The following is an 8,781-nucleotide window of genomic DNA, read 5'->3' as shown; positions in this document are numbered from 1 at the left end:
CGGGCCCGGACCGCCGCGCCGGGCGGGCGCTGCCTCCCCCGTCGGCGCCGACGTGCGAGCGCGGCCTCGATCCACCGGGGGACCCACCGTGGCCTGCGGGGCCGAGCCGCACTCACGCCGCCCCCCAGTCCAGGAGAACGACCGGCTCGGCCGGGCGGTCGGGGGTGGCCAGCGAGTCGAACAACTCCGGGGCCCGGCTGCCGGGCACGGTCCGGCACCACAGATCCGCCAGGTCGGCGTCCAGGTGGCCGGTGAGCCAGCGGGCGACCCTGGTGAACGCCTCCTGGTACGCGCCCTCGGAGGCGGGGGCCAGTTCGTGCATGCCCACCAGTGTCCAGGCCGCGCGGTGCACCTCCAGGGTGCCGAGCCGGGCGGTGGTGTCGGGTGTGCCGAGCAGGCCGATGACACCCCCGGGCGCGGTGAGTCCGGCCGCGCTCGCGGGGACGCCGGCCGCGTCGATGACCAGTCGCCCTCGGCCCGCTTGCCCGGGAGGCACACAAATGACCCCCGGAGCCCGGCTGATCGGGGGACGGCGCCGCGCGGTCACCACGCGGATGCGGGAGGCGCCGCGGCGGGTCAGCTCCAGCACGCAGCCCAGCGCGACCGGTCCGGATCCGACGACTGTCACATCACCGAGGTCGGTGGTCGAAAGACGGTCCAGGCCCAGGCAGGCCATCATCTGGAACCGTGCCAGCGCCACCAGGCGCGGTTCCGTTCCGGGCGGAGCGGTCACCGCACCGGGACAGGAGGGTTCGAACGAGGCGCCGTGCGGCACGGGGGCCAGCACCCAGGGGCCGGTGTCCTCGGTTCTGCCGAGTGTCATGTAGCCGGCCTCGCGGTCGGGCCCGCTGAGATGCCGCCGCTCGGTGCCGGGGCTCAGCACGCTGAAGCGGCCCTCCACCATGCCCGGTCCGGGCTCAGCCGCCGGAACCGGGCGGGCCCGCCCGCCCTCGAGACGGATACGTGCTCCGGCGTACCGGCGGCGCCCCTCGTGCTTGTCCCTGGGCATCGGCCGACCTCCGTCGTCTGTGTGGGTGTGCCAGTGGGGGAGGGTTCTCGAACCACTCCGCGATGCGGACGGGCGGCGGATCCGGCGTGGGCGGACGGCTCGTGGCGGGAACCGGGCCGTGGTGGTGCGGACCCCCGCGTGGCCGCGACGGAGGCCGGGCTCCCTGGTCTCGTTCATAGCGTCCTCCGTGCTGTGCGATGGGAGCTCATGGTGGCGTCGCCGCCTCCACGTCGGATCTGCGTCGGGTCGACCGCCGTCCGCGATCGGTCAGCGTTCGATAGACGACCAGCTCAGGGTGTGGACGGGGCCGGGCTCAGGTGCGGGTGCCCCGGACCAACTCGGTGCGGACGGTGCGCGCGGGGCGAGGCCGGGGCCGGATGTCCGGCCTCCAGCGGGTCGCCACCGGCGGAGGCTGCCGTCGGGGCCGGGCCGTTCGCGTCAGCCGGGCCGCGCAGCCGGTCGGCCAGGCGCGAGATCCTCAGCAGTGGTCCCGGGTCCGGCGCCCCGACGGGAGCCTCCCCCGTGAGGGTGTCGATGCCCCGGCGGATCGCAGTCTCCAGGGGCGAGTCGGTGATCAGGCGGTCCTCCACGAGTTCGCCGGAGCGCCGCACCGTCAGCCGGTGCGTGTTGCGGGGCAAGGACCAACCGCCGGGGGCGATTACGGGGTCGAGGTCCACCCGGGCGTGCGTCTCGCCGGCCTGCATGCAGACGTACCGTCCGCGGTCCGCCCTCGCGGCGCCGGGCGGCAGCCACCGCGAGGTGTCCCGCGGCGCGGGTGCGTCGGACACGTACGGTTCCAGGATCGACGAGTACATCTCCAATGTGGTACCGCTCGCCAGGACGGTGCGCTCCTCCAGGGCGGTCGTGTGGAACTCCGGGTGGTAGGACGCGCGTAGGAGGCTCTCCCCGACGTCGCCCGTCAGATACGCGGTGTTCGCCGGGGCCGGCAGGACCCGGCGCAGGACGGCCAGCATATGCAACCACTCGTAACCGAGCACCCCGTAGTCCCGGTCGACGAACCGGCCTGCCGCGATGTCGGCGGCCCGGTCCTTGGTGAACGCCACCCGCACCCGCTGAGGCACCGGCCGGCCCGGCTCATGAGCGGCCAGGGTGGTCCCGAGCGCGTCGAGCGCCCTGGCGTGCGCGTACTGGTCGATCACGACCACCCGAGCGGTCGGGTGGCTTGCCAGCAGTTGCCGGAAGTCGTCGACCTCGGCGCTGGCGCAAGCGGGTTTCTCCAGCACGACCCGGGCCGAGGGCTGCCTGGCCAGGATGCGCCGCAGAACGCCGAGGTGGTCCGCGGTCGGGCAACACACGGACCACACGTCCGTGCCGGCCACGGCCGCCGTGGGCATCGCGTCGACGCTCGGCCAGGAGGGGGCCTCACCCGCGCGCTCCTGCTGCGGGTCGACCACGGTCAGCCGGGCGCCCATGCGTCCGAGGATCGATCGGTGCAGCCGTCCCGCGACTCCGAGCCCGACCAGAGAGATCCGCAAAGGTGTGGTCACCATGTCCTCCAAAGTGTTGTGTCGCGCCGGCGTTCGGTCGGCCGGTGGTGGTGTGCGGGTGTTCGACGAGGGGCCCTCACGGCCAGGTGCCTCCGCTCCGCGGACGCTCCCTCGCCGTGGTCAGCCCGCGCGGCCGACGGCCGTCCTGAAGGCGTCCTCGATGTCGTCCAGATGGCCGAGAAGGACCTCGACGGTCCGGTGGCGCTGGAACCAGAACGTGTCCAGTTGGTCCTGGAGCGGACCGGCACGGCCGTAGTGCTGCCTCGCTCCGTACAGGCTGCCGAGCAGATGGATGAGCCAGACCCGGGCGCTGTACACGATGTCGTCGGCGCGTGGCGCCGGGTGTGCCCCGGCGTAGGCCGAGACCAGTTCGGTGGCGATGGCCGACCAGTTGGAGTGCCTGGCCACGTTCGCCGGGGACAGGGCGATCCGGCCGATCTCGTAACTGCTGTAGAAGGGGTTCGGGGGCCTGAAGTCCAGTACGGCGACGAGCCGGTCGTCCCGGAAGACGAGATTGGGCACGCTGTAGTCGCCGTGGATCACCTGGCTGGTCAGCGGCGGCAGACCGTGGACGAGGGCGGGCAAGCGGTGGGCGAGGGCGAGGCGCTCGCGCAGGATGGCCATGGTGCGCCGGTCGAAGTCGTCGTGCTCGGGCCGCGCGGCGATCATGTCGAGCAGCCTCGTGATCCTCTCTCGTACCGCGTCCGGACCGGTCCCGGCCCAGGTGCGGATCAGCCGAGAGCTCGTGCCCAGGACCGGGTGCTCCGCGAACCGTGCGTGGATGCGGGACAGCATGTTTCCGGCGGCCCGCGACCTGACGGCGCAGGACATGTCCCCGGTGCGGCCCGGCAGGTACTCCCACACGGACAGACAGCGTTGTCCCACCACGGCCACGGTCCGCCCGCCAAGGGTGCGCAGCACGCCCGGTACGGGTACGCCGCCGGTCACCGCGTCCTCCGCCAGGGCGATGGCCGCCTCCTCCTGTGCCAGGTCGGCGGTGGCCGGGTACTGCTTGACGAACAGCGGCCCGCTCGGCCCCAGGGCGGTGTAGTTGGTCGTGCCGTGTCCGGCGGCCAGCCTGCGCACCGAACGGACGGTGATTCCGTAGGCGAGGGTGATCGCGGCCGCGACCGCCGAGGTGTCGTGCGGTTCGACGGGGCAGGCCACGTCCGGTGGCCGCGGCGGTCGGCTCGGCATCAGAGCCGGTCCCCTCGCGCGGTGCCGTGCGGACGCCCGGCCCAGACGGACGCGACCTCGATATGCGCTTCGGCGATCTTCTTCCACTGCGCGTTCTCGTCCCGCTCGGGACGTCTGCCGCGGGTGTCCGGTGTGCCGGCGGCTCGCACCAGCGCTCCGGACAGTTCACCAGGAGTGTCGTACAGGAACGCCGGGTGTCCCTGTGTCATCTCGACGACGCTTCGCAGTCGGGGGGCGACCAGAGGCACCCCGCAGACCACGGCGGTGCCCACGGAGCTGGGGTAGAGAGCCTGCGTGAAGAACCGTTGTCCGCCCTCGGCCCGGTAGGTGCAGACCGCCACGCGGGCGGCGTCGTGGAAGTGCCTCACCTGGTCCGGCTCCACTCGCCGCGCCCACCGAACGACACGTTCGTCATGGTGGATCAGCCGAGTGATGGAGGCTTCGAGGTCCGCGTCGCGGCACGGGCCGACGACGTAGAGACGGCTGTCCTCGATGTCCGCCCGCCGGAACTCCTCGACGAGTCCGGGGACGTCCTTGTAGCGGGCGATGTTGCCGAGGATCAGGAAAGCGTGCGAGTCCCGCATGGCCGCTGTGATCCCGGCGGAGTGCGCCGACGGCGTCGGGGCGGCGGGCGCGGGTGGTCCGGCCCAGCCGCAGGTTTCCACGCGGCCGCGCGAAGCGCCCAGCGAGCGGATGTGGGCGGCGTCCGACCGGGTGTGGCAGAGCACGGCGTCCGCGAGAGCGAGGACGCCGGCAGTCGCGGTCCCGTCGGCCTCCGTCAACCGCGCGCGGTCGATGGGGTAGAGGTTGTGGACGGTCCACACGACACGCCATCCCCGATCCCGCAGCGCGCCCAGCCGGCGTACCAGGCCGTGTGCGAGGTTCAGGTCGGGCCGGCCGCTCGCGTCGCGGTAGAGCCGCTTGAGCCGGTGCAGATTGACGATGCCGGGAGGTTGCTCCGCCAGGCCGCTCAGGTCCGGCTGGAAGCGCAGGTCCAGGCGATCCGCGACGGCCGCCTCGAACTGGGCGAAGTACGGGCTCGGCCAGTTCGGGTAGTCACAGATCACCACCCAGGGAACGGCCCGGCAGCGGTCGGCGCGGGTCACCAGATCTTCTCCGTCCAGGTGACGGCCCGGCGGTAGCGGTCGAGGCAGGCGGTCGCGGAACGGTCGGGCCCGGTCCATTCGAAGGCCAGCTCGGGACGGGCTCCGCGCCGCATCGCCTCCCGCAGGGCGTCGACGACCAGCCGGTGGCCCGGTTCGGCGAGTCCCGAGCCGTCGTCCGAGAGGTGGACCACCGCCGCGGCGGTCACCAGCCGACGCGCCGAATCCGGTGTGGCGTCCTGGGCGTGCCGGCTGAACTGAAGGGTGTCGACGAGCAGGGAGACACGGGGATGCGAGTCGGCCAGCCGGAGTGCGGCATCGATCCCGTCCGGGGTGAACCAGCCGGGAGCGTGCAGTTCCACGAGGAGCCGGCCGCGGGCCGGCACCTCGGGTGGACCGATGCGGGCCGCCCAGGTCTCGGGGGTCTCGGTGGCGAGCAGCCGTACCGACCTCGCACCCAGCAGCTCACCGCGCAGGGCGCTGGTCCGGACCTCTGCGAGCGCCGTCGCGTCCGCGTGCAGCAGGTCGGCCAGTTCGACGTCGGTCGTCACCGCGGTGATCGGCACGGTGCGGTCGGCGACGTCACGCCAGGCGGACATCTGGTCGTCGTCGCGCCGCGAGATGTGCAGACCGCGGGCGCCTGCCCGCAGATGGACGAACGGTATGCCGTTGGCCCGGGCCCAGGGCAGATGGCGGGAGGGCTGGAAGTCGCGGACTCCGATGCTGTAGAGACCCAGGGGCGGCGGGCCGGGATTCATGGCTGGCTCCGATCGGGGATGGACGGCGTCGGCGCCGGACGGCGGCCGGCACGGCGCGGTGTGCGGGCGGGGCAGGACACGACGGTGAGCGCGGCTCCGGTACCGGTCCGGCTCGGCGTCGGCCCGGGAGGATCCGGATGCAGATGCCCCGGTTCCGGCGGGCCTGCCGTGCGGTGGGTGGGTTCGGGTGCGGCGCCGGTGGTGTCACGGGGCGATCAGGCGGTCACGGTGGTGTTCCTCCAGTAGGGCCGGCAGCTCCGCGAACCGGCTGATGACGGGAACACCGGGGTCGGCACCCGCTGATGCCGCCCGGTCCGGAGCGACCCAGACGGCCGGCATGCCGTGGGCCCGGGGAGTTTCGACGTCCTTCGCGAACGTGTCCCCGACGAACAGGACCGCTGCGGCGGGCTGTCCGGCCGACTGGAGAACGTGCTGGTAGAAGGGCGGGGCCGGTTTGGCGTGGCCGATCGACGAGGACAGCACCAGAGAGCGGAAGCAGGACAGCACACCGGCAGCGGCCAGCGTCCGGCGGCGGACCGGCACCGGCCGTCTGGTGTTGCAGGCCAGGACGATCGCGTAGCCGGCCGCGTGCAGGGTGTGCAGTGCTTCCGCCGCGTCCGGCCGCACCGGGCTGTCGGGCCACAGGGACCACAACTCCTCGGTGATCACGGCCGGCGAGGCCGGTAGCCGGAAATCCAGCTCTCGCGCGGCACCGGCGATCACTGTGGCGATGTCCGTCCGCCGGCCGCGGGACCGGTGTGCGCGGGCCTCGGCGTCGAACGCCGCGGCGAACGCCTCGGGCGCGTCGGCCCCCACCGCCGCGGCCACGAGGGTGCCGGTGAGCACCGGTCCCGGATCGGCCAGGGTGCCGGAGTAGTCCACCGCCAGACAGCGGATGCGAGTCCGCTCGGGTGGCCGGCGCCCCGTGCCGGGAGCTCTCGGATCGACCCGCGGATCGGTGGGCCTACCCGTCTCCCGTGAACGTGCGGCGGGCACGGAGCGGTCGGTCGCGGGCGTCATGACGTCGCTGCGCGGGGACGGCCGCTCCGGCCGGCCAGCAACCCGTCGAGCCGGGCAGCGATGGCCTCCGGAGTTCCCAGGGCGGACCAGAAGGGCAGCGCCGCGGCGAGCCGGGACGTCAGGACCAGCCTCCTTCTGGTGTAGGCGGCGGGTTCCAGGGGGCGCAGCGCCACCGGGTGACGGCGCGTCACCCGGTCCAACTGGCGGCCGCTCGCCTGATAGACGAGCGAGTGCGCGAGGTGCTGGCCCGGCGCCTCGATGACGGCGCTCTCGCGGGTCTCCACCCGGACATGGAGAACGGCACTCAGGCGGGGGGACGGCGTGCCGGGCGACGGGGGCGGGAAGAGCGAGCTGATGTCCGTCTTGCCATGGGACGGAGTGGGAGCGTTTTTTCCCCGCAGGTAGAGGTGGGCCCGGTCCGGCAGGTAACGGGCCACGGCCTCCTCGCGGATCACGAACCCGGAGGTGCCGCCCCGGAACCGGGGTGCTCCGTTACGGGGAAAGCCGACCAGGGAGATGTCACCGGAGAGCGGCTGCCAGCCGCGCGCGTGCAGGGCAAGGGCCGTGAGGGTCTTGCCGCCGCCGTGGCCCCCGAGCAGCAGAACCGCGTCGTCGCCGCGGGCGACGACGACGGAGTGCAGGGTGAGTAGCCCCTGACCGAGGTGGCGGCAGTGGAGCAGAGCCCCGAGCATGCGCCGCGCGTCATCCGTCTCCACCGCGCCGGGCAGCACGGCGGCCGCGAAGCGTTCGTCGAACCACTGGCCGCCCGGGACCGGACCGAGGTCGGCCCGCCGACCGCAGGAGCAGGGGTTCACCGCCGCGACCGGCAGGTGCGGGAGGATACGGGGCCAGGCGTCGCCGAGTGCGGCGGGGCCGTGCAGGTGCAGCGGTTCACCCGCCGTGGTGAGATCCCAGTCACCGTGGTCGGGCGACTGCGGCTGGGAGCCGGCCACCGCGAGTTCTGCGGTGTTCATGCCGCACCGCCTGAGAGGGGCACCGCGGCGAGGGGCCGCGCGGGGCCCGTCGGAGCCGTGAAGTCACGCAAGGTGTCCGCGAGCCCGGCGACGGTCGTGTACCGCACCGGCGCCAGGGACTCGCAGTGGCGGAACACGTCGGCGACGAAGGTGGCGAAGTCCATACGCCAAGCACCCTCCGGCGTCAGGAAGTCCCACCAGTGGAACGTGAGGACGCCCACCCCGGCCGGGGCCGCGATCTCCATGACGGACGCGGCGAGCAGCTCGGCGTCCAGGCCGGAGCGCCGGACCCGGCCGTAGTCGATCCCGGCCGTCTGGTAAACGTCCACAGCGCCTCCGACGAGGCGGAAGGGCCGGCGGCGCTTGGCCTCGCCACGGGCATCGGCGGCTGCGGGGTCCAGGCCGAGCGCGGTCACTTCCCGGCGGGTGACTGCGCGCGAGACGTTGTATCCCCCGGCCAGTAGCCGGTCGGTCAGTTCCGGTGCGATGTAGTTGTGCGGCGCGACGAGGGTGCGGGTGCCGAAGCGTGCGCGCCAGGTCTTGAGGCAGGTCATCAGGCGGTCGGAGCGCTCGGACGACGGGAAGACCAGCTCGGCGGCGGCAGGGCCGGCGGGGGAACGGTGGTCGGCGTGCGTGAGCCCGTGCAGGGCGACCTCCGCCGCCCCTCGGGCCCGTCGCTCGTCGAGGTAGTCGACGAGCTCGCTGTTGCGCAGGGTGGACCGGTGGCCGTGGGTCTCGCGCAGGGCGGCGACGGGGCCGAGACAGCCGCGGGCGGGGAAGGGGATGGTCCCCAGAACGACGGGCCGGCCCGCCCATACCTGCGCGTCCAGCTCCCGAAGCACCTGTAGGGGTGTCAGGCCGTGCACGTCGTCCAGACGCAGACACATCGACACCGCACCGGATGCTTGCGGGGCACCGGGTGCTGCGGGGGGACTGCTGTGGGACATCGGTCATGCTCCTTCTCGGGCGAAACGGTTCGCTTCCAGCGCTCGCAGAGCTGCCTGGTAGAGCTCCTGGCTCACGAGTTCCTGGCCGACCAGGACGAAGTCCGCGAGCGGGGTGAGCAGCAGGGCTCCCTGCGCGAAGGTCTCGATGCGCGACACCGGCCAGTCCGCCCGGTCCGCGTCGCGCAGGAGCAGACCGTGGACGGGCAACTCACGGGCCAGGCGTCGCCGGGCGTCCGTCTCCCGGGCGTCGGCGCCGGGAAGGGGG

9 protein-coding genes are annotated in these 8,781 nt (G+C 73.4%); all 9 read right to left on the bottom strand.

Going from position 1 to position 8,781, the window contains the following annotated elements; translation table 11 throughout:
- Positions 1–112 precede the first annotated feature (112 nt).
- Positions 113–1,009, bottom strand: a complete 897-nt coding sequence (locus KN815_RS00495; protein ID WP_253208650.1) for an MDR/zinc-dependent alcohol dehydrogenase-like family protein — start codon at positions 1,007–1,009, stop codon at positions 113–115.
- 290 nt (positions 1,010–1,299) lie between these two features.
- Positions 1,300–2,520, bottom strand: coding sequence for a Gfo/Idh/MocA family oxidoreductase (locus KN815_RS00490; RefSeq protein ID WP_216339042.1), 1,221 nt, complete (start codon positions 2,518–2,520; stop codon positions 1,300–1,302).
- A 117-nt stretch (positions 2,521–2,637) separates the two neighbouring features.
- Positions 2,638–3,714 carry a phosphotransferase gene (locus tag KN815_RS00485; protein WP_216339040.1) on the bottom strand — a complete coding sequence of 359 codons (1,077 nt, stop codon included), beginning with the start codon at positions 3,712–3,714 and terminating at the stop codon, positions 2,638–2,640.
- On the bottom strand, positions 3,714–4,820 hold the full coding sequence (locus KN815_RS00480) for a glycosyltransferase (RefSeq protein WP_216339038.1): 1,107 nt from the start codon (positions 4,818–4,820) through the stop codon (positions 3,714–3,716). Before KN815_RS00480 ends, KN815_RS00485 begins: the two co-directional genes overlap by 1 nt.
- Positions 4,817–5,575, bottom strand: a complete 759-nt coding sequence (locus tag KN815_RS00475; protein ID WP_216339036.1) for an AP endonuclease — start codon at positions 5,573–5,575, stop codon at positions 4,817–4,819. The genes KN815_RS00480 and KN815_RS00475 overlap by 4 nt, the downstream gene beginning before the upstream one ends.
- Before the next feature lie 204 nt (positions 5,576–5,779).
- The gene (locus KN815_RS00470; RefSeq protein ID WP_301184533.1) at positions 5,780–6,595 is read right to left on the bottom strand and encodes an HAD family hydrolase; all 816 of its coding nucleotides are present in this window, start codon (positions 6,593–6,595) and stop codon (positions 5,780–5,782) included.
- A complete protein-coding gene (locus KN815_RS00465) occupies positions 6,592–7,569 on the bottom strand; it encodes a hypothetical protein (protein WP_216339031.1) in 978 nt (325 codons plus the stop codon). Before KN815_RS00465 ends, KN815_RS00470 begins: the two co-directional genes overlap by 4 nt.
- Positions 7,566–8,516: a DUF2334 domain-containing protein gene (locus KN815_RS00460; RefSeq protein WP_216339029.1), complete on the bottom strand. Its 951-nt coding sequence runs from the start codon at positions 8,514–8,516 to the stop codon at positions 7,566–7,568. Before KN815_RS00460 ends, KN815_RS00465 begins: the two co-directional genes overlap by 4 nt.
- Positions 8,517–8,519: 3 nt before the next feature.
- On the bottom strand, positions 8,520–8,781 hold a 262-nt coding region (locus KN815_RS00455), incomplete at its 5' end, for a hypothetical protein (protein ID WP_216339027.1).

Source organism: Streptomyces niphimycinicus (assembly GCF_018883605.1).
GTDB lineage: Bacteria > Actinomycetota > Actinomycetes > Streptomycetales > Streptomycetaceae > Streptomyces > Streptomyces niphimycinicus.
This window is presented reverse-complemented; position numbering and strand designations above follow the sequence as displayed.

Bases quoted from the DNA above. Each gene is read 5' to 3' on its own strand.
- KN815_RS00495 (WP_253208650.1), bottom strand. From the start codon at position 1,009: ATGCCCAGGGACAAGCACGAGGGGCGCCGCCGGTACGCCGGAGCACGT.
- KN815_RS00490 (WP_216339042.1), bottom strand. From the start codon at position 2,520: ATGGTGACCACACCTTTGCGGATCTCTCTGGTCGGGCTCGGAGTCGCG.
- KN815_RS00485 (WP_216339040.1), bottom strand. From the start codon at position 3,714: ATGCCGAGCCGACCGCCGCGGCCACCGGACGTGGCCTGCCCCGTCGAA.
- KN815_RS00475 (WP_216339036.1), bottom strand. From the start codon at position 5,575: ATGAATCCCGGCCCGCCGCCCCTGGGTCTCTACAGCATCGGAGTCCGC.
- KN815_RS00470 (WP_301184533.1), bottom strand. From the start codon at position 6,595: ATGACGCCCGCGACCGACCGCTCCGTGCCCGCCGCACGTTCACGGGAG.
- KN815_RS00465 (WP_216339031.1), bottom strand. From the start codon at position 7,569: ATGAACACCGCAGAACTCGCGGTGGCCGGCTCCCAGCCGCAGTCGCCC.
- KN815_RS00460 (WP_216339029.1), bottom strand. From the start codon at position 8,516: ATGTCCCACAGCAGTCCCCCCGCAGCACCCGGTGCCCCGCAAGCATCC.